Origin of the sequence: Pseudomonas sp. G11 (genome assembly GCF_029457515.1) — a bacterium.
Taxonomy (GTDB): Bacteria; Pseudomonadota; Gammaproteobacteria; order Pseudomonadales; family Pseudomonadaceae; genus Aquipseudomonas; species Aquipseudomonas gorinensis.
This window is the reverse complement of record NZ_CP120377.1, coordinates 3,708,222-3,728,933: the sequence shown is the minus strand read 5'-3', so window position 1 is coordinate 3,728,933 and position 20,712 is coordinate 3,708,222. Positions and strand designations below refer to the sequence as shown.

Here is a 20,712-nt window from a genome sequence, read left to right as displayed (position 1 = left end):
GCAACACCTGACCTTTCCGGTACGGTGCTGCCCCTATGTCCTATTCCGAACTCAGCGTCGAAGAGCGCGCCATCATTCAACTCAGTCAAGCTCAAGGCTTCAGCCTGCGCGGCATTGCTCGCCTGATTGACAGGTCGCCCTCGACCATCAGCCGAGAGCTGAAGCGCAATCGAGGCAGTAGTGGTGCTTACTCGGCCCGCTGCGCCCAGCAACAGATGAACATTCGGCGCCAGGTTTGTCGCCCCAAGCGCAAGCTTGTGCCGGGCAGCGAGCGCTTCGAACTGGTGGCCCACATGCTGCGTAAGCGTTTGTCTCCCGAGCAGATTGCCGGCAAGCTGCGCAGCATGACCATACCCAACCTCAGAGATGCCTACGTCTGTCGTGAGACGATCTATAACGCGATCTATGCCTTGCCGGTCGGCGAGTTGCGCAAGGAGCTGATCGTCTGCCTGCGCCAAGGCAAGACGACGCGCCGGCCGCGCTCTGGTGGCGTGGATCGGCGCGGCCAGATCCCTGAGATGGTCAGCATTCATGTTCGCCCGCCAGAGATCGAAGACCGGCTGATGCCGGGGCATTGGGAGGGCGACCTGATCAAGGGTAAGGCCAACGCCTCGTCGGTAGGCACGTTGGTGGAGCGCACCAGTGGCTACCTGATGCTGATGAAGATGAACGACGCAACGGCGACCTCGGCGATGGAGGGCTTCAGTGCAGCGCTCAACAGCATGCCGCTGGCGATGCGCAAGAGCATGACCTACGACCAGGGCCGGGAGATGGCGCGGCATGCTGAAATCACCCAGCAGACAGGGGTCGCTATTTACTTCTGCGACCCGCACAGCCCCTGGCAGCGCGGTAGCAACGAAAACATCAACGGCCTGATCCGCCAGTACCTGCCCAAGGGGACTGACTTGTCGGTACACAGTCAAGAGCAATTGAATGCCATCGCCTTGGAGCTGAATATGCGCCCCCGTAAACGCTTCGATTTCAAGTGCCCGATCGAAGTCATGGGCGAGGTGATGCAGGAAGCCATGGCTATGCGGCATCATGCTCCAGCTTCAAATCAATAACCGTGTTGCACTCAGCTTCTGCAACCGCCAATTGATAGGTTGTTACGATCTGATTGGTATACATCCCGTCAGAACCGCTACAAATTAAATTCAGCGCTCCTGCGCCAAAATTCCAAAAGGTAATCGTTGTCTTTGCGGGAACTGCAGAGGCCAATGGCAGTGTTGCATTTAACGGCGTTGCATTTGTGGAGTACACCATCGATCCTGCAGCAGCTGCAGTAAGGGTGGTGTTAGAAGATATCCCAGTAATACCATTAAACTGAAAGCCAACACCCTGAACGAAAGCTGTAGTTGCAAGGTTCAGAGAATTGTCGAACTGTGCCGCGGTTACGCCAGTGGAGTTTGGCAACTGGTCAAGAAGTACAAAGTCTGTGCCGTCATAAAAGATATCCGAGGTCTGACCCGCCGAGATGGCGGCAGCGATCTTCCCGCCGGTGGAGTTGTATTGCTTGATGTTCTTTGCGCCCAGGCCGGACACGTTAATCGTTGGAGTTGCACCACCAGCAGCGTTGAATGTTACTTGGAAACGCTGATTTGCCGCGTAGCCGGACAGTGCGGGAACTGGAGCAAGTGTGAATGCTGGAGATGTGCCTGCAGCGGTAAACGCAACCAGGCCCTGACCCTGAATCTGGCCGGCACTGACGGCGTGCAATGTTTTTGTGGCTGGAGCAACCTGAAAGCCACCACCGCTGCTTTCCACCAGAACCCACGAGCCGCCCCCAATGGAGCTATTCCACTGAACCCAGACATCGCCATTCGCGATGATCTCGCCACCCTGGAGCGCTGCGTGGTTACCACCGACTATAGGAGCTGCGGTGATGCCATTAGGGCTGAATGTGGTCGCCCCGGTATTTGTATTGGCCGCTTTGAAGCGCAAAACCAGGGAGTCGGAAACCGTCACGGCCGGCGAGAAGGTGGCGGCGCATGCGTTTACGGTGCCAACGTCCAGCGCAAACGTGGTGTTGCCGCTCTGGATCGACTGGATAATGCCGGATGGCAGCAATGGCGCGCCAGCGTACTGGGAAATATTGCCGGAGTTGATGACGGTCTGGCCGAAAGCCACGGTCACCACATACAAGCCAACATAACCGCTGTCTGGAGCGGGAGTGACTTGACTGCCACTGGCAGCCGACGCACCGGCTTTGACTTGAACAATAGCCACGCCTTTACGGGCGGTGTTTTGAGTCAGGCCGTTGTTACCCATGCCGCTGAATGGAAGTGCCGGGTTGGCGCTGTTGTAATACGGAAGCAGGACAGGCGTCGAGTCTTGGTCTTGATACGTGGCCTGGACCAGGTAGTTTATCGACTGGCCTGTAGTGGTTGGCGCAGGGCAGCTCAGCGTAACGCCATCCAGCAAGATCCCTTGTTTCAGGATCGAGTGGGTGGTGTCCGCGGGAAGTGTGGAGAATGCCAGTGAGTCGATGTTGGCCATGGCGTAGATTTCGCCAGGTGCTACCACCACCTGCAGCGAAGCGGGCCCGGTTGGAGTGACCGCGAAGCCGTTGGCAATCGTGCTGGTGCCGAGCATTGCGGCAGCAAGCTTTGAATTCCCAATCATGGCATCTTTTGCCATCTGCAGCAGTGTGGTTTCAGGCAGGATCTGGCCTGGATATACGATCTGTCTGTCCATGGGTGCCCCATAAAAAAGGCCCGCACATGGCGGGCCTGGATTCAAAAGAAGGGTTTCAGTTGGTAATTCGGTACCAAACTGTGGTTCCGTATGGCTTAGTCGCCTCGATTGCGGCGACGATGTCTGCATCGGAGACTTCGGGAAATAGCTGGGCGGCTGGCAATAGGCCGCTGGTCATGGAAAGTCCAAACCAGTTTGTTGCTATCCCTGGCCAATTCGCGGCGCCGTTGCCTGTCGGCCGGTATGCAGTCACGAATGCCTGATATGGGCAGCTGGTAGACCCGAGCGGTCCGGCAACGCCAAGACCAAGCGTCAGCCCAAGACAGCCGCAATCATCCGGTTTCGCGGGCTCGATAATTAGCGGCCGCCGGCCGGTCAGATCGTACAAGACTTGATCCATGCCATGCCTGGTAGCACGCTCCCTGAAGATGTTGATCAGGATTCGGTTCCGGTAGCTTGCATCTAGCTGCCCGGCATATCTGATTAAGCCGTTCCCGAAGAAGTCGAGCCCAATAATGTCGAGCCAGCCATCGGTAGCCGTTTTGATTCGCGTCTGGTCCTTGGCATAAAGGTATAGGGTAAATCCCCATGAAAGTGCCTGCGCATACCCCCACAGCAACGCATCTCGGACCGGGTTGTTATCGCCGAACCAACCAAACGGCAGCAGGCTCTTCAAGCGCTCAAACATGTCGCTTTGGTCGCCAATGCTCATTTAAGCCACCGTCACTGTGCCAGGTCGTATGACCTGTTTATTGGTTGCCGCCAGGTCGGCAGTGCCGCCGTTAAGAAGCACTGCCGACACGTTGGTGATGGCTGGCGTCACGCCATACACCACCGCGGCGAGTTGCGTATATGGAAGGATCTGGCCAAGCGCAAGGCTAGAGATGTAAACCTGGATGGCTGATACCACTTGAGCCACCACGACGCTGTGTACAACCGTAGAGTCAGTGGTGATAGTCATGCTGACATTTGCGCTCACCAGCACCGGACCAAACACTCCGTAACGGGTGGCAAATGCCCTGGCCGACTCAATGGCAGCTCCGGCGGTGACCAGAAACGAGCCAGGCGGAGATCCGCTGCCGTCGTCAACGACCGCATAGAAGTACCCGTAGAGAAGATTTCCGCTGTAGTCCTGGTTCTCGGTCAGGGTGTAGCTAACACCCTGCTGCATGGACGAAAGCGCGTACTCGATGGCCGCCTTAGTACCCTTCGACAGCGACTGCACCCACAGAACGAAGCGCGCGCGGAATGGCGTGTCTTCTTCTTGGTCGACGCCGCCAGCGAACACGGCCGTATTGGTCACGGTGTCGACGCCGCTGATACTGCCGACGATCACCGTGACCGTACCAATTAGTGCGTTACCTGCTGCTCCGGCAGTGCTAGCCACAACCGGCACCGTGGCCGACGTAGTTCCAGCCGGAATCAGGTAACCAGCCAGTCCAGCGCTGTACATTGCGTTGGTCGTATCGATCGTGACGGTGTACTGCTGCGAGCCGTCAGTTGATCCGACTATGGCACCGATTGGGATCAGCGCGGAGACTGTAGGCGTGAACCGGGAATAGGTAACGCTTCCAGTGGCGAAGCTTGCAGATAGGCGGAAGAAACCGAAGTCGGCCATCCAGCTGTCGAGGTCGGCGCCGGAAGACGTGGATGCGCGCGTAGTGGCTAGCAGCGTGACGATCAGCTGCTGGAGCCACTGCAAGACGCTTGCATTGCTTTCGGCTATAGCACGAAGCAGGGACCCGATGGTGAAGTCAACAAGGCCGGCGGCACGGCCCTGGATCGCTGTCACCTGGTCCCGGACCAGCGTGGTGAAGTCCTTGATATTGAGCGATGCCATATCAGCGATTTACCTCAAACGAGAGCGTCACCGGCTCGCCAAGCGGCGCATCGGTGTAGCTGATAGTCACGGAAAGGGTCTCGTTGTCGGTCGAGACCGAGATGGCCGGCGCGGGTTTCTTGGTCACGCAGTCCTCTAGCAGGATTTGGCCGCGTATCAGAGCGATGATCTCGGGGATATTGGTGAGCGCACCCACATATCGGCCCAGGCCGGCGCCGTATTCTGTGTGGAACAAATAGTCGCCAGGGTTGGTGATCAATCGCCGAAGAATCCGTTGCTTGCCCCGCTCGATGCCTTCCACTGGAGAAAGGCTGCCTGTCGGCGATAACGAAAGGTCGCCGCCGGCATAGTGATTCAGGTCTTTCATACGACCGGCACCGAAGAAGTCCCGCCACCCGGGGTGACGCCGCTTGTGCGGTGAGTTTTAAGGGAGATCGTATCGGCCTTGACGTCACCACCAGTCACGACGATGCCGGTTGAGTCGGCCACGGTGAGCGTGTGATCCATCGTGACCGGGCCGCCAGTGAAGTTGTGCTGCGGCGAGTCGTAGTTGATGGCCGCATCCGAGTGCACGCCAAGAGCCCCGATGGTGTGCAGCGTGACGGTGCCGTCGGTGTTGAACTTGAGCAGCGATCCAGACTGGTGAACCATCCAGATTTCACCGGACGGTACCGGCATAGGGAGATTCAGCGAGTTGGTGTGCCTGGCCGTGACCTTGCCCAGGTTCGGGTCGCCAGATTCAAATGAAACCGTCACCTCATCGCCGATCTGCGGACCAATCGCCACGCCCCAGCCGTTGCCGACTCCAGGGCAGTCCAGCTTTATCCAGTTCGTTTCGCGGCCTTCTGGCTGAATCGCAACCTTTACCACGCCATTCACTGGGTCGTAACCGGTGATCGTTCCCGTCCGCGGGCCCGTGCCATCGTCCCCAAGGCGCTGCCTGGCTGCATTCATGAAGTCATCGATCATGGCTGCACCAGTGAATTGGGGTTATGGTTCTTGGCGGTCAGGCTCATCGTGTAGCCCGACTCAAAGCTCATCGAGCGGCGCACAGCGTCGACGTAATAGAGCTGGTCGAACCCGGAGCCCGTGCCTTCCTGGCGCACGATCGTATTCGGCATCAGCAAGTTGTCGCCCGGCATTGAGCACGACATGCGCATTTCGTGGTCTGTGATCTGCTTGTGCGTCTTCTGTGCAAGCAGGATTGCCTGGGCCTTATCCAGGCCGTTGCGCTTGATCTCGTAGACCTGGCGCTTCGACGTGGATTGCCCAGGCGAGATGCCCTTGGCCGAATTGTTCGGATAGGTGGCGGTGACCGTCTTCCCATCCTTATAGGAGATGACCTGCACCGTGACGCCAAGCGCCAAAGTCAAATCACGCTCAAAGGTGATGTCGTCGGTCGTGTTCGACTGCGGGTAGTAATAGGCATTTGGCTCTACCCAGCGGATTACATACTGGTCTGTGGTCTGCGGATCAAGCGCCGGCTCGTAGTGCAGTTCGCTGCCACTTACGTAAACCTGGAACCCATCCAGGCCGGCGAAGTACGCCAGCAAGTCCCACTCTGTGCGCTCGTCCGTGACATGCGCGTGATCCCATTTGGTAATGCCGCCAACCTGTGTGGTAGTGGCCGTCACGACCGGCGTGAGGCCGCGGCGCGCAGCAAGCAACGTGGCCACCTGGCTGGTGGTCATGTTGGCGAATTTCTCGTTGGTCTTGTGGTCGATGAAGCGACTTGTGTAGTCGCGCCCGCTGATCGTGACCTCAAACTTCGCCGGTCGGATCGACAGGTGATCGACAGCACCGACGATCAGTTCCTTCCAATCCTGAGTGCCTTGATTGATCAATCCGGCCCAGATGGCTACATCGATCGACGTCTGCGAGCCCCACCATTGGACTGTGTCGTATGGTGGCGGCAAGTCGCTCAGGACCAGCACGACCGAGAAGGTATCGGCCGAGTAGAACGCGTTGCTGTCAACGTCGAACGAGTAGAAAGGCACATGGACGCCATTCAGGAGCAGGCGGCCGACCACCTGCCGGACGAGCTGCTCCGCCTCTCTGGTATTCAGGTCCACTTATTCACCTACTGGGATTTTGATGGTCTGGATGCCGTCTAGGCGTGGGTCAGTGATGCTGTTGGCCGCGGCGATTTCGGTCCATCGGGATTGGTCGCCATAGGCATCTGCCGAGACTTTCTGCAGGCTGGTATTGCTCGTGGTGATGCTCGATGTGCCGTTGGCCAGTGGGCCGGCCAGTACGTTCTTCTGCATCCGCTCCAGAACGCTCTGCATCTGATAGAGCGGAGCCAGTTGGGTCAGCGCCGCACCCTGGCGCAGGACGTTGTTGGCAGCACGTGCTACCGGATTGCCCGGAACCAGGCCGCCCAGGGTCGTAATGTCGTTTACCGAAGCGCCAACCTGAGCAATCACCGACTGGACGACCGCCTGCGCGGCAACCAGTGGACGGATAACCGTCTGGATCGTGTCGATAGTGGCATTGGCGAAGCCTTGCACCTGCGAAACAGCACTTTTTACTGAGTCGATCGCGGTACTGACTGCGCTCGAGTTGATGATGCTGGCCAGGCCAAGCGACTCGCCCACATCGCTGTTGATCAGCGCGTCGAGTGTGCCGGCCAGTGCGTTTTCGGTGATAGGCGTGTCTAGGCTCTCCACAATGAGCAAATCGATGCTGTAGTAGCGGCGATAGACGTGCTCAAACTCATGGCTGAAAGACTGGATGATCACGCTGTAGTAGTAGCCATCAATGCTGAATGCCAGCGGCGCACCGACGTCGCGCAGGGTTTCAAGTGCGGTGACCCGCTCACCCGCCGTCGCGCCGGTCATCCACCCAGACCACGACAGGTTGTCGTAGTCCACGCCCAGCACATCAACAATCCGCTTGCCGCCTACCAGCTTGTGCACCACCAACTGCTGCTTTGCACCAAGCCTTAAGGACGGAGGAACCTCAAGACCGGTAAATTCCACGTCGCCCACTATCAAGCGCGTGGCAAAGGGGTCCCCGCCCGGAGCAAAGTTGTCCAGGAATTCAGTGAAACTCATCGGTTATCCCCTTGGTAAGGCTGTGCTTGGGGTGCCAGGCATCAACATGCTGCGGCTTGGGTCGAAGCCCTGGGTGCCGTTGCGTGGGCGCATGGCTTCCTTGGCCGCCCGCTGAATGACTACGTCGGTCAGCTTCTTGCCATCCAGGTACAGGTTGATGTTCTGCTCGCCTCCACCGGACTGCTTGCTCGGCACCGGTGCGACCATTGGTGACCACGCTTCCTTGGGCTTGCCGCTGTTGCGGTAGTCGTCGGCGAACGTGGTCTTCGAGATCTGCATCGACGCAGGCAGGATGGCATTGGCCCCGGCGATCAATGTGTTGAAGATCGTCTGCCAGCCAGTCATGAACACCAAAGCGAAGGACTTGAAGGCCCCGCCGATGTCGCCATGGAATAGCTGGACGAAGCCTGTCTTCATGTCGCCCCACATCAGCTTCAGCGCGCCGCTGATCTCTGCCCAGTTATTCCAGAGCAGATAGGCAGCTGCAGCGATGGCAGTTACAACCAAGCCAATCGGCGTCATGAGCAAGGCGCGGCCAAGGAACAGAAGTCCCTGTCCGAGTAGCTTCAGCGGAGACAGGAACGCCATGACGATGCCGCGCAGGAAGCCGGACGACAGGAACATGGCGACCGCCTTGAAGGCATCCACGACGAAAATCACGAGGTAGGTGCCGAATCTTGCAATCAGCGGAACCAGCGGCCCAGCAAGGAAGAACAGTGCCTGTCCGAGCAGCACAAACCCGCGCCCTGCAGCAATGATCATATTGATCAGGCCGCCAGTGATCAGGAACGCCGACAAGCCCATAAAGGCGTAAGTCAGCGCCTTGACCTTGCCTGGGTTGGCATCAATCCAGACCGTAAGGTTCTTGATTGCGACGTTCAGCCCGTCAACCGCCTTGATAGCCAGCGGTAGGATCACCTCGCCCAGCTTCAGCTGCAGGTCGATCCACTTCTTGTCCAGCTCAATCAGCTTACCGGTAATGGTGTTCTTGGCGTTCTTCTCCAGTTCATCAATGCCTGCGGCGCCACTGTTCAGCTTGAAGTTCTTCGCGATGTTCGCCTGCTGCAGGTACATCGTCGAATAGAGCTGCGAGGCGGTGCGGTTCGTGAAGATAGCGCCGATTTCGTTGAGGATCGCCTGTTTGTCCGTGATTCCTTTACTGGCGAACGCCGGCAGCATGACCGTCTGCATCCACTTCATGGGATCGGAGATCATGATGTCGCTACCAGCCACAGCGCCGGGCTTGATCTGTTTGATGTTGCCGACCTTGTCATAGTCGACCATCTTCGGGTTTAGCATCCCGATGCGCATCAGCTCGTTGGCAGCGCGCTGAGTAGTGCGGCCCTGCACCAAGTTCTGATAGGCCGACATCAGGCCGGTACCTACACGGTTACCACCCATCTCCTGGATAAGCGGCTCCATGGCGTAGTAGAAGTTTTCGTCTTTCATCCCTTTGGCAGCAACACCGCCGGTCTTGATGAAGTTCAGGTATTCGTTGGCACCTACCCGTCCGCCCGTAGCGGTCTGGACGCGCTGGACCATGTTGGCCTGGTTGGTGAAAGCCTCTTGGCTGGACAGGCCCCCACGCATTTCGATGACTTTCAGCATGTCCATGAAGGCGCGGTCTTTCATGGCGCCGCCTTCGTCGCCGTAGAGCGCGGCGTTGGCGAATTTCATCTTGGCCAGGAGCGGGGTCACCATCTGCGCTTCGTGGAAGTCGCCGAAAACCGTCTGGGCGTCACGCAGCAGCCCGAGGTTTTCGCGAATGCTGGTGCCGTAGGTGTTCATGCCGCTGGCGAACTTCACTGCGTCGGCGGTGACCTTGTCGCCCAGGCCAAGGGAGCGGAAGCGCTCCGTCTCGTTCTGGAATTTCTTCGCCTCATCGAGCGGCCCCTTCAGCATCGACGCCAGACCAAGGCCGCCAGCGAACATAGCAGCGCCGATTGCGCCCTGCTTGCCGATCGATGCCAGTTTGGCATTCAGTTTGTCGACGTCCCCGCCGGTGGCGGACAAGCTCTTGCTGATCAGGGCCATGCCAGCGCTGACGTGGTTGATCAGCGACAGCTTGACAGCGACGGAGTACGCCTCAAATGCCATAATGAGCTTCCCTTTTGTGGTGTTGGATCACATGGCAAATAATCAGCGCACGTATGAATGGGTAAATGGTCGAATTCAGCACGTAGAGGCGCCCAGGCATTGGCGCGATATCGGCGGGACTGGAAAGCCAGCTCGGCCCAAAACAGTCCAGCGCAAGCAGGGGCTGGGCATCCAGAACGCCCTGCTCCTCTTCACGCTCAGCAGCGTCACGCTGGTGTTTGCCGGCGGCGTGCTTGTGTTCGTCTGCGTTGTCCTCTATTCAGTCCTGTTCGGGTGACCAAATGAGAAAAACAGTAGTTTTCTTGACGATGGCAGCACTGTCCGGAGCCGCAGTTTCGGCGGACTTGCAGCTCAACGGTGAGTACGGGTGTGAGGATCAATCGACGCAGCGGTCGCGCCAGGTTCTGATGCAAAACATCATGTCCGACAACCCGCACTACGTTGCCCAGCGTGAGGAAATGCAGGAATCGCTGGTCAACCTGTCGACCTACATGTGCAAGCCGCTCAATGGCACCTTCAAGGTGGTCAAGCGCGCTGATGGATACATCCAGGTGAAGACCGACACCGGTCCGATGTGGGTTACACAGTAGAGTCGTAGCCCAGCGATGCGTGAATTGCCGATCCCTTGAACAGCCCTGAAATTGTAGCAGCACCAATAACTCGCTGGATGTACTCCTTGTTGCGGAAAACAGCCGGCCCCATGACGGCACGAGCTGGCATATTTTCGGTGCCAAACTCATGATAAAAAAGCTTGGGGTCTTTTGATCCAATTATGGCCTCAAGCCACATGGTTTTATGTTCAATGCTGTCGCGCATCTCGCCAGAAGCCTCCAGAGGCGCATCAGCCCTGTAACCTGCGAGAGCCTTGGCCGCCTCTGTTGCATCTGCCAGAGGCGCCCATTCGAAATACGGACCAACTGCTGCCTGGTAGTGGCCAATCTCCGCCTTAGCGGTCTGCTCCACCCTCTTTGCGCACTTCTCCAGCCCGGCGTTCAGACTGGCAAGAAGCGCAACTTCTTGCGCGGCCATGTGCAGCGCCAGGCTGCCCAGGTCTTTGAAGTCCATGGCTCAATCCTTCTTGTCGAACTGCATGCTATGCCAGTTCCAGACACCAGATCCCTCGAATTCAGAGAACAGGATGGAGAAGGCGAAGCGCTCGTAGTCTTCCAGCGGGCCGCACTCGAACAAGCGATCGAACGGAACCCCGTTTTTCACCAGCCAACAATCCCGGCGAAACTCGGGGTTCGTTGCTAGTTTTTTGCTGCGGCCTGCTCGGCGCTAAGCCCTTCCTTGAGTGCTTTGGCATCTGCTTCAGCCTTGGCAGCCTTGTACTTCTCTTCGAAGTGCTCGTTGATGGCTGCCATACCCTCTTCGCCAAGCTCCTGAAGCACCGCTTCGATCTGCTTGTTGGTCTGCGGCAGGCCGAATGGGGTGTCGTCGATATAGACAACCATGGCGGCCGGCAGTGCGAAGCCTGACATGTATGTCTGGTTGCCGGCGATATCACCGCCGACGGCCATAACGATACGGCCCTGCTCCAGCGGGCCCAGCTTACGCAGCTGAATGGTACGGCCGCGGCTGTCCTGAATCGTGGTGAACTTGGGTTTCTGGTCAACGTGGACCGGTGCAGCGGATTCGGTAACGGTCAATTTAGCCATGGGTAAAGCCTCTGGTCAGTGAGTCGTCAAGGAGCATGGCGTGCGGGGTGACGAGTCCCGCGCCCTGCGAGCCGGGCTGCCATGCAAACAGGGTCAAACCTTGAGGCGACGGCGGGCGGTGAAGGACATCGACTGACGGATCGTCTTGTCGCCTTCCTTTGGGCCTGCGTCCTCAAACTTCAGGATCACGTGGGTGTAGCGCCAGGTAGTCACGCCACCGCCGACTTCCTGAATGGTTTCGGTAATGGTCGCCGAGCCCTGGTTGACGCCGGCGTAATAGTCGCTTTCGAACTGCGCCCACCAGTCATCAAGGGTCGAATCGACGCGCTCAGCTTCGAAGGTGCCAGTCCAGCCTTTAGGGATCATCAGCTCGTCGGTCTGGCCGTTGAGCGGGGTGATTTCCTGGTTGGTGACCTTCGGCTTCGAGTCGAATTTCATGATCTTCGGCAGCCGGATCGGACCGCTTGGGGTGTTGATGTCGATCGCGACGTCTTTCCCCGTGTTGTATCCACCTTGCATGGCGTTCTCCAAACGAAAAACCCGGCTCTAGGCCGGGCTTGATAGTGGTTTCGTCGCTTACGCGGCGCGGGGGGTGGCGGACGCAACGATCGAGACTGACTGGCCGGCCTCGAGGTTGACGAGGAAGTAGCGGGTCACGGACAGGTACTTGACCTGCACGTCAGCCTGCATGTAACCCAGGGCCACGCGGGCATCGGGGTTGTTTGCGGCGTCGATCTGCACCGAGAAGGCCGGGCCGCCGTTGACGTCACCGATCATCCCCTGCTGCGCCAGCGTCTGGAGGAAGCTTTCCATGGTCGACTTGGTGGTGCGGCGCAAATCCGGGGTCTGCAGCTGGCCGATCACGCCGCCGAACGAGGCGGCAATGGTCAGCGAGATGAAGTTGGTCATCCGGGTGTAGTTGTCGCCGTTTACCGCCGAGTTGCTGGAGCAGTTCAGGCCGGACCGGTGGCCGAAGTAGCTGCCGCCCGGGCATGGATTGGTGATGACGTCCAGGCGCGCGGTATTGATCGCGCCGATTTCAGCAATGCTGTACGGCTGCTGGGCCAGGTTGCGCTGAGTCGATACCGCGTTGGTGATCGGCTTGTTCAGGGCATTCTGGTGAGGCGACAGGGCGGCGATCTTGGCGGCGGCGAACGTGGCCGGCGCGATCATGCGCTGTTGACCGTTCACCTGGTCCTGCCAGTAGACCCAGTCGCCACACATAACCTTCAGCGCGTAGCTGTCACAGCCGGCGGTCGTCAGCGCGGTAGCGACGGTGGTGTAGGAAGCACCGGCAACGCCCTGAGTTACCGGGTAGCAACCTTCGGACAGGCCGTAGGTCAGCATGGTTGGCCACTGGGTGCTGTCGGTGACGTCTACCAAGTTGGCCACTTGAGCGCCGGTACCGCGCAGCGCATACATGCCTTTGCGGGCGGAGCCGATAACGCCGTCCACGCCGACCAGAACAGCGTCGGTCAGAGTGGTATTACCGGATGTGCCGGAAGTGAACGCAACGGTCTGGGTCAGTGCGACCGGGGCCAGCGTAGTAGCGCCGACGGTGGCTACGACGAGCTGCGAAGGACCGCGAACGCCGGATTGGCCGTTGTTCACTGCGCTGACGATGTTCTGCCACAGCGCCAGGCCGGAACCGGTGATGTTGTCGAACACTTCCGGCGATACGCCTGGCAGCGAGATAGTCAGCTTCCAGCTCGATGCTGCCGAACCAGTGGCCAGGGTCGCGCTCAGCGAGTTGCCCAGGGTGCCGGTGTAGAACGCGGTCAGGGTTGCGCCGGTAGCGGCTGCAGTGTCCTTGAGCGTGCTGGTAGCCGCAGTATCGGTGCCGTCAGTCACGCGCACGGCGCGGATGTTCGATGCGCCGATCTGGATCGACACAGCGATAGCGGTGCAGAGGTCATACTTGCGTACGGTCTGGGTGCCGAACTTCTGCGATGCATCACCGGGCGAGCCGATCAGAGTGGCGCTGTTTACCGGTCCCCAGTCAGCAATGCCGACAATGCCCAGGATGTCAGTGGCCACGCCGTTGATGTATCGCGTCTTCGGCGGCACTATTTGGATATACAAATCTGGCGCCTGAAGTGCCGCCGTGTTCAAGCTGCCTGCCGGGTAAATGGGCATGGCGTCCTCCTAATGAAAAAGCCGCCTCAGTGGGCGGCTTCTTGTGTGTGGGTTTCGCTTGTTAGGCGTTGGCGACTTTCAGGGCCTTGCCGTCGCAGTCACCGTCCAGGACGGCAGCGACTTCAGCGGCATCGGAGATTTCTTGGCCGACTTGGTAGTCAGCGAAGGCAAACTTTACGACCAGCTTGTACGGTACCGGCTTGGTCTTCACAGCCGGGACGTCTGGGGTATCGCTCATGGTGGGCCTCAAGGGTTTCGAATGATTTCAGGAAGCCCGGTCTGGGCGTTGTCGATTTCCAGCACCGGCGCAATGACTTCAGCGGCCTGTAGCGTCTGTGTTGTTGCGTAATCGATGATGTAGAACAGGTCTACCCGGTACAGGTCGGCCTTTTGGAGCTGGTCGGTCATCAGTTGGCCGTTGCCGGTGATCACACCGAACGAGCCGTCAATGAACGAGATGTTGTTGCTGTCGGACAGCGCAGAGTCGAGCGGGCTTGCCACTGCGTCACGCGCCTGCGGGCTGTTTGCCCACACCGTGATCTGCACCGGCTGTTCCTGGCGTTTCGTCTCCTTGTAGGCAGTACCGAAGCCTCCGACCCTGGCAAAGACGCCATGGGCGCCCGTGAGCGTGATGACCGGACCAGCGCTGGAAGCGCCAGGAATCATCGACGAAAGTGCCGTGGCCGCAGTCGTGAGCGTGTCTGACTGCTGAACGGCGTACACATAGCTGAAGCCGTTCAGGTTGATCAGGATGTTCTGAGGCGAGATCGTGCCCGACAGTGTCACAACAGACCCGGCCACGGTCATTACCAGCGTGTGCGCCGGCGCCGTCAGTGGAATCCACGTCCGGCCCAGGTATCGGGTGGTTTTGCGGTCCTTGCCGTGCGGGTAGATGCTGATGTGCGCCAAGCCATTGGCGAGATCCGTCTCCAACTGGTTCGGCACAGGCCATCCTGGGTAAACCCGCAGCGGGACACCTGCAACGCTTGGCTGCCCGGTGCCGTTCGGGTAAACCACAGCGGCGACCTGGGCGGCGACCTGCTTTAGTACGTCGGTCAGACTCGCCATATCACACCTGCGCCTGCATTGCGGTAATGCGCCAGCCCATATCGGTCAGTTCAGCGCTCGAAATCACGTACTTGCGGCCCAATTCGCATCGGATCACATCGCTGGTGCGCAGGATGATGCCCGGGTAAGCCGGCATTAGGATCAGCCACCATGGCGTTTTCACGTCCAGAGGAAGCTTTGCATCGTTCGTCTCGCCCTTCGTGCCCTGCAAGATGCTGGCGGGCCAGCCCTGCATGAGCGACACCTCAGTTGCCCGTGTACCGCCCGAGTAGGCGCCAAGGCCAATGCTTTGGTCCTGATGATCGCGCAATACGCTGACAACGCGATTAGTCTGCACGCAGTAGATCGGAAGCGTGTCCTGCATGGCGGCGATGAAGAATGTTCCCTGTCGGCCGACGAGGAAGTCGCCAACCTCAAACGGTCGAGCATCGAACAGGCCAAGCCAGGTAGCCTGGCCGTACTTGTTCGGCGCGGAGTAGCTGAAATTCGTGGTGAACGACGCGGGCAGCGTCTGCAAAGCGGTTGACGACAGCGGGTTACTGGCGCTCGTAGCGCGAAATTGCTGGTAGTCGAAACCGATACGCTTGGCTGCCTTGCCATAACCGATGTAAATCTTGGCCTGGAGCTTCGTGCCGTCCATGTCACCCCCTGGCCATACTGATCCCGCCATTGCCCAGCGACGGGCCTGGCGGAACACCGAGGAAGCCGCACAACTCGCGGCGCCAGATCCGATACAGGCTCATCCGGTCCGACACCTCGTTCTTGTTGTGCACCCATACGGCGGCCTGGTCAGTATCCAGGTTCTCGGTGGACGACAGGACATCAGCCTCAAGGCCTGCAATTTTGGTCAGAAAGTCCGTCACCGTGACGATCTCTTCCGGGCGCAAGCTATCGAGCCGGTGATTCAGCGTCTGCCAAATCATCGGCGCCACCCAGCCCCATGCGGTATCGCGCCTATCGTCGAGCGTCACGTCACCCTGCATCGGGTAGCCGGCATAGCGGCGGGCATCCGATTTTTGCTGATCGGTAAGCATCTGCGGTCCTCGATGTGATGGGCAGAGATCAACGATTCAGCAGCGCGGTGACGTTGTAGATCTCGAACTCGCCGACGCCGATGTAGTTACCGGTGCCAGTGCCGTTGATTTTCGCGTAAAACTCAAGCTGAGTGAGGGTTGTAGGCTTGATCCAGAACATCATGCGCTGCGCCGTGATGTCAGCCACCGCACCGTTCAGGATGTTGAGTTCAACGCCATCGACCTTTATCGTCAGGAACGAACTGCCGGTCGTAAGGTTCCCGACAGCTGATTCCATTGCGAATGAAATCAGCAAATCGTCTCCAGGAAACCAGCCTGAGGTGATCACCTTGCGGAGATATGGGTTACCTGATGCAGTTGTACCCGTCAGGCGGGCAAAGCTGCCACGGTATCCAGTGGGTGCAGCGGTGATCGATGCGGTAGCCGTTCCGGCCTTTGTCCAGCCATCGGGCACGCCGTCTGCGTTGGTATCGGTAAGCATGAAGCAGTTGCCGCTTCCCAAGCAGTAGTTGGCAGTGCCAGCAACGTTTGATCTCGGGGCCCAAGCCTGGGCAGGCGCCCCAGCACGCAGCCACGCCGCCTTTGCAGACTTAGCAACCAGCGCTGGCGCAAACAGTGGATGAATGCCGTCCGAAGAATTGCCAGCCGCCCAAGTCCCGGTTGCCGAATCCATCACTCCGCCCCATTGGTCGAAGCCGGATATGCCGTATTTCCAAACCAGGGCCTGTTGCGCGGCCAGGTAAGAGGCCGCTAGGGCGACGTTACTGGTGAGCGGAGACGTGAAGTCAAGCACGGGAACAATGCCGCGCCCAAGCAGGTTCTGGATGATGGCTTCCATGTTCTGCCTGTGGGTCTGGACGGTAACGCCAGTCAGACCATCGTTTGCTCCCTCCATGAAGGTACAAACCTCAGCATCCTGAGGCACGTCGCGTCCCATCCTGTCGAGCATCATGGCACTTGTGTTGCCAGCAATGCCGCCAGACTTGATCAGCCGTACCACGTCACCAGCAGCGTAGGCAGCCTGGTCGGCCACAGAAATACCATTGACGCCTGCGTAGATCGAGTTGCCGAGTGTTGCATAGCGAAGCGAGACTCCAGCAGGACGAGCCGAAATCGCTTGAGACAGTAGAGGGCTCTTCAGCGAAGACCCTACCTTTGTCATGTCGGCGGACACATCAATCTGTGTCCGACCAGCGAGACACGCCACCTTGAACGACATATCAAAGTGGTATGGCCCAAGGACAATCGGGAAGCTGCTGCTCTGCGAAGAAACCACCCTGCCGCCGTACACGAGATCGACGAGCGCGTTGCCAGCGATTGGCGTGATGGTTGCTACGCAGCCGCGCTGCAGGCTGTTTGAGGCCGAATCACCGGCAGACAGAGCCACGATTAGGCGGCCTGGTCAAGCAAGGCCTGAAGGGTCGCCAGGTCGGCGTCGTCTTCAAAGGCAATACCTTTTTCAGTCAGCGCCGCCTTGGTATCGACGAGCAGCTTGGCCGCCTTTACTTCCTTGGCCGACGGCTTCTTACTACCGTACAGCTCGTGAACGTTTTCGTCGAAGTCTGACTCGTTGATCAGCACAAAATCGCCCTGACCTTCGCCCCACGTTTTCACTTGAATGGTGTTGTCGCCCATGCTCTTCTCCAGGATGGGGTGAGCCCGAGGCCGAAGCCCCGGGCGCAGTCATTACGCCAACAGCAGCGCGGTGTGTTCTTTCTTGACCATCGCAACGCCCCAGGCCAGTGCGATCTCGTACTGGATCTGACGGTATTGCTTGTACAGCGAGATCTCGAACGACAGGCCACTCACCGGGTCGGTGATGATCATGCGGTCGGAAGCGCTGTCGCCGCCTTCTGGCAGTGCCGGGGCGCGGGTGGCAACAGCCAAGGCCGATCGGGCAAACGCCATGTTGCGGGTGGTCGCGGCAATCACGGTGATCGCGGTTGCTGAGGCAGCAATTGCCTTGCGCAGGCCGGGAGCAGCCAGAACGATGGTGCCGCCGTTCGAGACGTCAGTGTCACCGGTCAGTACGACGTACTTGTTGGTGTCGCCGGCGAAGGTGATTACGTCACCAGCCAGAACGGTGCCAGTACCAGCCGAAGCCAGGGTGATGGTGGTAGCGCCGACGGCATAGCCCGCGGTGTTAGTAGTGGCAGAAGCACCAGTACCAGCAATCACGGTCTTGACCTGTGCGGATTCGCGGATAGCGAAGCCATGCACGTCCAGCAGCACGCCACGACGCAGCAGAGAGGTGTCAGCCGCTTCGTTCGCTTTGGTCAGTTGACCCAGGGTGCGCATGCTGGCGCCGGCAGTGGTGTCCAGCACCATCTGCAGGTCGCTCATCGGGGCGCCGTTGTCCGACAGGATTTTGCGCATCTGCGCGGCTTCTGCCAGGTTGGTGGCGAACGGGACGGTGCCAGGGGTGCCATAGGCACGGGACGACTGAAGGCACAGGTTGGCGATGTCGGACTCGACTTCGTTGACCAGAGCACGCATGCCCTGGGCGAGCTGGTCGCGCAGAATCACGTTGTACGAGGCGCCGTTGTTGTCCAGGCCGCGTTTCTCTTCACCGTTCCAACGCACCGGTACACGGCGAGCCTTGGTAATGGTCATCGACACGGAGCCGATGGTTTGGTCGCCGTCGTTTGGCGGGGTCACGGCCGGGGTGATGTCGGTCGCGGTCGCGGCCGGCGCCACTGGCGAGGTGACGGTTTGACCCACAGCAGCACGGTCGTAGGTCATGTCGGACGAAACGGCGGGGATAAAGCCCACCAGTTCGCGGGACACGACGTCCAGTGCGTTGTAGATGGTGGTTGTCAGGCCGGTGAGAGTGTTGCTCATGGATTACTCCTGGGATCAGTCGGTAACATCACCGCCCGCAGACACGTGCGCATGCTTGCCCACTGGGTCAAGTGCGTCGAACTGAGAGCGAGAGAGGGATTTTTTGCCGTTGCCGCCATTCCCACCGTTGTTAGAAGCGCCGGAGCCAGAAGCCCCGGAGCTCTTCAAGATGTGATCGCGGTGCGGGTATTGCTCAACAAGGGTTTCGATTGCTTCATCGAAGTCAGCGATTTCACCTGGACGCGCGCGGCTGAAGATCTTGTTGCCGTGGTTGTCGTAGGCGACGGTTTTGCCGTCCTCGATCTTGAAGGCGGAGCCGAAACGGGACTGGACCAGGTCTGCGGGGATTGCCAGCTTCTCGCCGATGTACTTGGAACGGCTGAATGCACCGCCGATCTTTTCTTCGTAGAGCTGCTTTTCGAACGTCGCCGCCTTGGTGCCGACTTCATCGAGCTGAGCCTGATAGGCCTTGCTGATTTCGCCCTTCACCTTCTCGATCTCACCGGCATCCACCAGCTTTTTTGAGTCGAGGTTTGCAACGATTTCAAGGGCCTTCTTGGCGGCAGCACCGTCCTCGATGCCATCGAACGCTTTCAGGGCCTTTTCAGCCGCTTCTTTGCCTTCGCGGTGGGTCTTGGCTTCAGTGTTCAGCCGGGTAATCGTGGCGACGGTGCTGACCGCATCAAATGCGACCTCTTTGCCATCGTCGTGCACATATACAGGCTTGCCATCGAGCAGAACTGCGTGGCCTTGGTCATCCAATTTCAGTTTCATTGATGCTTCTCCGGGCATCCGCCCATTTGTTGAGCCATCCGGCCCGCTGCGGCGCTATCCATCCGGAATCGCGCCCAATAAAAAGCCCCGGCGGCTGCCAGGGCTGAAATCTGTGTTCGTTTTACTGGTTGTCGAGCGGTCGAGCGGTAGGCTTCACAGGCTGAGCCTTGAGCTTCGTCAGCTCGTCATCCCAATCGAGGTCTTCGCTGAGAAGGCCACGGCGCTGGACCTCAGCAAACAGGCTTTGGTCGGACAGCACGCCGTTGATGTTCATGTTGAGCAGGAACGGCATGGTTGTCTCAGGGCTGAAGTCGACGTCAAAGTTGCCCTTGACCTGGACGTGACCACCTTCCGGCGTCTTCATCCAGTCCGCGAAGAAATGGAGCACCTGGTCGAGCGCGTCCTCAAGCTGGCCGGCCATGGTTTGCAGTGGGCTCATCTCCTGACAAGCCTCTTCCTCGGCCTGCGTGGCCGTCTTGACTGACTGCTTTTCCTTCTGGAGCAGCTTGGCCCCAGCCAGGCGCATATCATCGACCAGGTCCATCAGCGATTGCCGACCTGCCTCGATGGCTTTCCCTGTGTGCTCGACCCACTTCATGTCCGCATCGCGCGGCAGGCGTGTGGCCGAACCAGCGCCAACAGTGATGTCGACGCCTTCCTCAATGCCGATCACCGCAAGCATCGGCACCCGGGCAACGTGCAGGATGTTGTCCTGGTCGCTTTGGGACTGCCAATGCTTGATGTTCATGTTCGCCAACTCAAGAAGCGGCGGTGTAGCCGTCATGAAGCCGGTGCGCTTGGTGTAGTAAGTGGTCAGCGGGATCTCAGTCAGGCTTGTGAGCCCTTCCCCATTCTTTTGCCATGTCTTCGACCCCTTGCCGTCATCCACCTCGATGTAGGTCGCCCAGGCTCCAGGAATCAACACGCGGATCTGGTCGACACTCTTGGTGCCAAACTCGCCGTCGTCTACCTCGACACACTCCATGTAGCGGAACTGAGTTAGAACCTGCTGGCCGCCCTTGTTGGCAGACCGCCAGCCCAGCACTTGGCCAGGCTTGATCATCACCGCGTAAGGGCGCACCCCGGCGGACTTCTCGTCAGCCTTGGTCTTGAGACCGTCGGCCATCGGGTAATCAGCCAGAACGTGGCACAGTCCATGAGACAGGCCGATGCTGAACAGCGACTGAGCCCAGACCTGCAGGTTATTCCCCTGAAGGTCGAAGTCCTCGGCCATCTCCTTGATGGGCTCAGGCACGTCCTTGGTCAGCGTGATCGGGTCGGCGAATACGCGCCCGGTCATGTTCTGTACGGTCTCGCTGTACGCTGGCAGCAGCGTGGAGGTCTTGAGGCGGGACTGATAAGCGTCCTGCTCTTCCTTCGGCCACTTCGGCAAGTAGGTAACGCCTGCCTTGCGCATAGCCCTTGTGCCACCCATGAGAGCGTCAACAATGGCCCAGTCCTGTCGCATTTCGTCTACGACAGGGAGCGTTTTGCTCGGGTCATCACTGCTCATA

At 59.1% G+C, this 20,712-nt stretch carries 25 protein-coding genes; 3 read left to right on the top strand and 22 right to left on the bottom strand.

What is annotated here, in order from left to right:
* The first annotated feature begins 35 nt into the window (after positions 1-35).
* A complete protein-coding gene (locus P2T68_RS17230) occupies positions 36-1,064 on the top strand; it encodes an IS30 family transposase (protein WP_019818564.1) in 1,029 nt (342 codons plus the stop codon).
* On the opposite strand, the gene P2T68_RS17225 is transcribed toward P2T68_RS17230, so the two are convergent.
* The 8 genes from P2T68_RS17225 to P2T68_RS17190 are packed head-to-tail and all read right to left on the bottom strand — an operon-like array spanning position 1,030 to position 9,687.
* On the bottom strand, positions 1,030-2,694 hold the full coding sequence (locus tag P2T68_RS17225; protein WP_277379700.1) for a hypothetical protein: 1,665 nt from the start codon (positions 2,692-2,694) through the stop codon (positions 1,030-1,032). The genes P2T68_RS17230 and P2T68_RS17225 overlap by 35 nt on opposite strands.
* A 55-nt stretch (positions 2,695-2,749) precedes the next feature.
* Positions 2,750-3,406 carry a hypothetical protein gene (locus P2T68_RS17220; protein WP_277379699.1) on the bottom strand — a complete coding sequence of 219 codons (657 nt, stop codon included), beginning with the start codon at positions 3,404-3,406 and terminating at the stop codon, positions 2,750-2,752.
* Positions 3,407-4,534, bottom strand: a complete 1,128-nt coding sequence (locus P2T68_RS17215; protein WP_277379698.1) for a baseplate J/gp47 family protein — start codon at positions 4,532-4,534, stop codon at positions 3,407-3,409.
* 1 nt (position 4,535) lies between these two features.
* Positions 4,536-4,901: a phage tail protein gene (locus tag P2T68_RS17210; RefSeq protein ID WP_277379697.1), complete on the bottom strand. Its 366-nt coding sequence runs from the start codon at positions 4,899-4,901 to the stop codon at positions 4,536-4,538.
* Complete coding sequence (locus P2T68_RS17205) at positions 4,898-5,503, bottom strand: phage baseplate assembly protein V (protein WP_277379696.1); 606 nt, start codon at positions 5,501-5,503, stop codon at positions 4,898-4,900. The genes P2T68_RS17210 and P2T68_RS17205 overlap by 4 nt, the downstream gene beginning before the upstream one ends.
* On the bottom strand, positions 5,500-6,606 hold the full coding sequence (locus P2T68_RS17200; RefSeq protein WP_277379695.1) for a rhs element Vgr protein: 1,107 nt from the start codon (positions 6,604-6,606) through the stop codon (positions 5,500-5,502). The genes P2T68_RS17205 and P2T68_RS17200 overlap by 4 nt, the downstream gene beginning before the upstream one ends.
* A complete protein-coding gene (locus P2T68_RS17195) occupies positions 6,607-7,590 on the bottom strand; it encodes a hypothetical protein (protein WP_277379694.1) in 984 nt (327 codons plus the stop codon).
* Between the two features lie 3 nt (positions 7,591-7,593).
* Positions 7,594-9,687 carry a hypothetical protein gene (locus P2T68_RS17190; RefSeq protein WP_277379693.1) on the bottom strand — a complete coding sequence of 698 codons (2,094 nt, stop codon included), beginning with the start codon at positions 9,685-9,687 and terminating at the stop codon, positions 7,594-7,596.
* Positions 9,688-9,718: 31 nt separating this feature from the next.
* Between P2T68_RS17190 and P2T68_RS17185 the strand changes: the two genes are divergently transcribed.
* Positions 9,719-9,964 (top strand): hypothetical protein, encoded by a 246-nt coding sequence (locus tag P2T68_RS17185; protein ID WP_277379692.1) that lies wholly within the window; start codon positions 9,719-9,721, stop codon positions 9,962-9,964.
* Between the two features lie 31 nt (positions 9,965-9,995).
* Complete coding sequence (locus tag P2T68_RS17180) at positions 9,996-10,277, top strand: hypothetical protein (protein ID WP_277379691.1); 282 nt, start codon at positions 9,996-9,998, stop codon at positions 10,275-10,277.
* Here the strand turns inward: P2T68_RS17180 and P2T68_RS17175 are convergent.
* The 14 genes from P2T68_RS17175 to P2T68_RS17110 form a co-directional block, all read right to left on the bottom strand.
* The gene (locus tag P2T68_RS17175) at positions 10,267-10,752 is read right to left on the bottom strand and encodes a hypothetical protein (RefSeq protein ID WP_277379690.1); all 486 of its coding nucleotides are present in this window, start codon (positions 10,750-10,752) and stop codon (positions 10,267-10,269) included. The two genes, P2T68_RS17180 and P2T68_RS17175, sit on opposite strands and share 11 nt — an antisense overlap.
* Before the next feature lie 3 nt (positions 10,753-10,755).
* A complete protein-coding gene (locus tag P2T68_RS17170; RefSeq protein WP_159440216.1) occupies positions 10,756-10,902 on the bottom strand; it encodes a hypothetical protein in 147 nt (48 codons plus the stop codon).
* 35 nt (positions 10,903-10,937) lie between these two features.
* The gene (locus P2T68_RS17165; RefSeq protein WP_277379689.1) at positions 10,938-11,345 is read right to left on the bottom strand and encodes a hypothetical protein; all 408 of its coding nucleotides are present in this window, start codon (positions 11,343-11,345) and stop codon (positions 10,938-10,940) included.
* A 93-nt stretch (positions 11,346-11,438) separates the two neighbouring features.
* Positions 11,439-11,864, bottom strand: coding sequence for a hypothetical protein (locus P2T68_RS17160; protein ID WP_277379688.1), 426 nt, complete (start codon positions 11,862-11,864; stop codon positions 11,439-11,441).
* 57 nt (positions 11,865-11,921) lie between these two features.
* Positions 11,922-13,481, bottom strand: coding sequence for a phage tail protein (locus tag P2T68_RS17155; protein ID WP_277379687.1), 1,560 nt, complete (start codon positions 13,479-13,481; stop codon positions 11,922-11,924).
* A 61-nt stretch (positions 13,482-13,542) separates the two neighbouring features.
* Positions 13,543-13,719 (bottom strand): hypothetical protein, encoded by a 177-nt coding sequence (locus tag P2T68_RS17150; RefSeq protein WP_277379686.1) that lies wholly within the window; start codon positions 13,717-13,719, stop codon positions 13,543-13,545.
* Between the two features lie 8 nt (positions 13,720-13,727).
* A complete protein-coding gene (locus P2T68_RS17145) occupies positions 13,728-14,549 on the bottom strand; it encodes a hypothetical protein (RefSeq protein WP_277379685.1) in 822 nt (273 codons plus the stop codon).
* A 1-nt stretch (position 14,550) separates the two neighbouring features.
* A complete protein-coding gene (locus tag P2T68_RS17140; protein WP_277379684.1) occupies positions 14,551-15,189 on the bottom strand; it encodes a hypothetical protein in 639 nt (212 codons plus the stop codon).
* 1 nt (position 15,190) lies between these two features.
* Positions 15,191-15,583 (bottom strand): hypothetical protein, encoded by a 393-nt coding sequence (locus P2T68_RS17135; RefSeq protein ID WP_277379683.1) that lies wholly within the window; start codon positions 15,581-15,583, stop codon positions 15,191-15,193.
* Between the two features lie 28 nt (positions 15,584-15,611).
* Positions 15,612-16,970, bottom strand: coding sequence for an SGNH/GDSL hydrolase family protein (locus P2T68_RS17130; protein ID WP_277379682.1), 1,359 nt, complete (start codon positions 16,968-16,970; stop codon positions 15,612-15,614).
* Positions 16,971-16,972: 2 nt separating this feature from the next.
* Positions 16,973-17,218: a hypothetical protein gene (locus tag P2T68_RS17125; protein WP_277379681.1), complete on the bottom strand. Its 246-nt coding sequence runs from the start codon at positions 17,216-17,218 to the stop codon at positions 16,973-16,975.
* A gap of 51 nt (positions 17,219-17,269) precedes the next feature.
* Positions 17,270-18,424: a P22 coat - protein 5 family protein gene (locus P2T68_RS17120; protein ID WP_277379680.1), complete on the bottom strand. Its 1,155-nt coding sequence runs from the start codon at positions 18,422-18,424 to the stop codon at positions 17,270-17,272.
* A gap of 15 nt (positions 18,425-18,439) precedes the next feature.
* Positions 18,440-19,198, bottom strand: a complete 759-nt coding sequence (locus tag P2T68_RS17115) for a DUF6651 domain-containing protein (protein ID WP_277379679.1) — start codon at positions 19,196-19,198, stop codon at positions 18,440-18,442.
* Between the two features lie 121 nt (positions 19,199-19,319).
* On the bottom strand, positions 19,320-20,711 hold the full coding sequence (locus tag P2T68_RS17110) for a DUF4055 domain-containing protein (protein ID WP_277379678.1): 1,392 nt from the start codon (positions 20,709-20,711) through the stop codon (positions 19,320-19,322).
* Position 20,712 lies beyond the last annotated feature (1 nt).

Excerpts from the sequence above, each read along its gene's own strand:
- P2T68_RS17230 (WP_019818564.1), top strand. The coding sequence starts at position 36 with ATGTCCTATTCCGAACTCAGCGTCGAAGAGCGCGCCATCATTCAACTC.
- P2T68_RS17225 (WP_277379700.1), bottom strand. The coding sequence starts at position 2,694 with ATGGACAGACAGATCGTATATCCAGGCCAGATCCTGCCTGAAACCACA.
- P2T68_RS17220 (WP_277379699.1), bottom strand. The coding sequence starts at position 3,406 with ATGAGCATTGGCGACCAAAGCGACATGTTTGAGCGCTTGAAGAGCCTG.
- P2T68_RS17215 (WP_277379698.1), bottom strand. The coding sequence starts at position 4,534 with ATGGCATCGCTCAATATCAAGGACTTCACCACGCTGGTCCGGGACCAG.
- P2T68_RS17210 (WP_277379697.1), bottom strand. The coding sequence starts at position 4,901 with ATGAAAGACCTGAATCACTATGCCGGCGGCGACCTTTCGTTATCGCCG.
- P2T68_RS17205 (WP_277379696.1), bottom strand. The coding sequence starts at position 5,503 with ATGATCGATGACTTCATGAATGCAGCCAGGCAGCGCCTTGGGGACGAT.
- P2T68_RS17195 (WP_277379694.1), bottom strand. The coding sequence starts at position 7,590 with ATGAGTTTCACTGAATTCCTGGACAACTTTGCTCCGGGCGGGGACCCC.
- P2T68_RS17190 (WP_277379693.1), bottom strand. The coding sequence starts at position 9,687 with ATGGCATTTGAGGCGTACTCCGTCGCTGTCAAGCTGTCGCTGATCAAC.
- P2T68_RS17185 (WP_277379692.1), top strand. The coding sequence starts at position 9,719 with ATGGCAAATAATCAGCGCACGTATGAATGGGTAAATGGTCGAATTCAG.
- P2T68_RS17180 (WP_277379691.1), top strand. The coding sequence starts at position 9,996 with ATGGCAGCACTGTCCGGAGCCGCAGTTTCGGCGGACTTGCAGCTCAAC.
- P2T68_RS17175 (WP_277379690.1), bottom strand. The coding sequence starts at position 10,752 with ATGGACTTCAAAGACCTGGGCAGCCTGGCGCTGCACATGGCCGCGCAA.
- P2T68_RS17165 (WP_277379689.1), bottom strand. The coding sequence starts at position 11,345 with ATGGCTAAATTGACCGTTACCGAATCCGCTGCACCGGTCCACGTTGAC.
- P2T68_RS17160 (WP_277379688.1), bottom strand. The coding sequence starts at position 11,864 with ATGCAAGGTGGATACAACACGGGGAAAGACGTCGCGATCGACATCAAC.
- P2T68_RS17155 (WP_277379687.1), bottom strand. The coding sequence starts at position 13,481 with ATGCCCATTTACCCGGCAGGCAGCTTGAACACGGCGGCACTTCAGGCG.
- P2T68_RS17150 (WP_277379686.1), bottom strand. The coding sequence starts at position 13,719 with ATGAGCGATACCCCAGACGTCCCGGCTGTGAAGACCAAGCCGGTACCG.
- P2T68_RS17145 (WP_277379685.1), bottom strand. The coding sequence starts at position 14,549 with ATGGCGAGTCTGACCGACGTACTAAAGCAGGTCGCCGCCCAGGTCGCC.
- P2T68_RS17140 (WP_277379684.1), bottom strand. The coding sequence starts at position 15,189 with ATGGACGGCACGAAGCTCCAGGCCAAGATTTACATCGGTTATGGCAAG.
- P2T68_RS17135 (WP_277379683.1), bottom strand. The coding sequence starts at position 15,583 with ATGCTTACCGATCAGCAAAAATCGGATGCCCGCCGCTATGCCGGCTAC.
- P2T68_RS17125 (WP_277379681.1), bottom strand. The coding sequence starts at position 17,218 with ATGGGCGACAACACCATTCAAGTGAAAACGTGGGGCGAAGGTCAGGGC.
- P2T68_RS17120 (WP_277379680.1), bottom strand. The coding sequence starts at position 18,424 with ATGAGCAACACTCTCACCGGCCTGACAACCACCATCTACAACGCACTG.
- P2T68_RS17115 (WP_277379679.1), bottom strand. The coding sequence starts at position 19,198 with ATGAAACTGAAATTGGATGACCAAGGCCACGCAGTTCTGCTCGATGGC.
- P2T68_RS17110 (WP_277379678.1), bottom strand. The coding sequence starts at position 20,711 with ATGAGCAGTGATGACCCGAGCAAAACGCTCCCTGTCGTAGACGAAATG.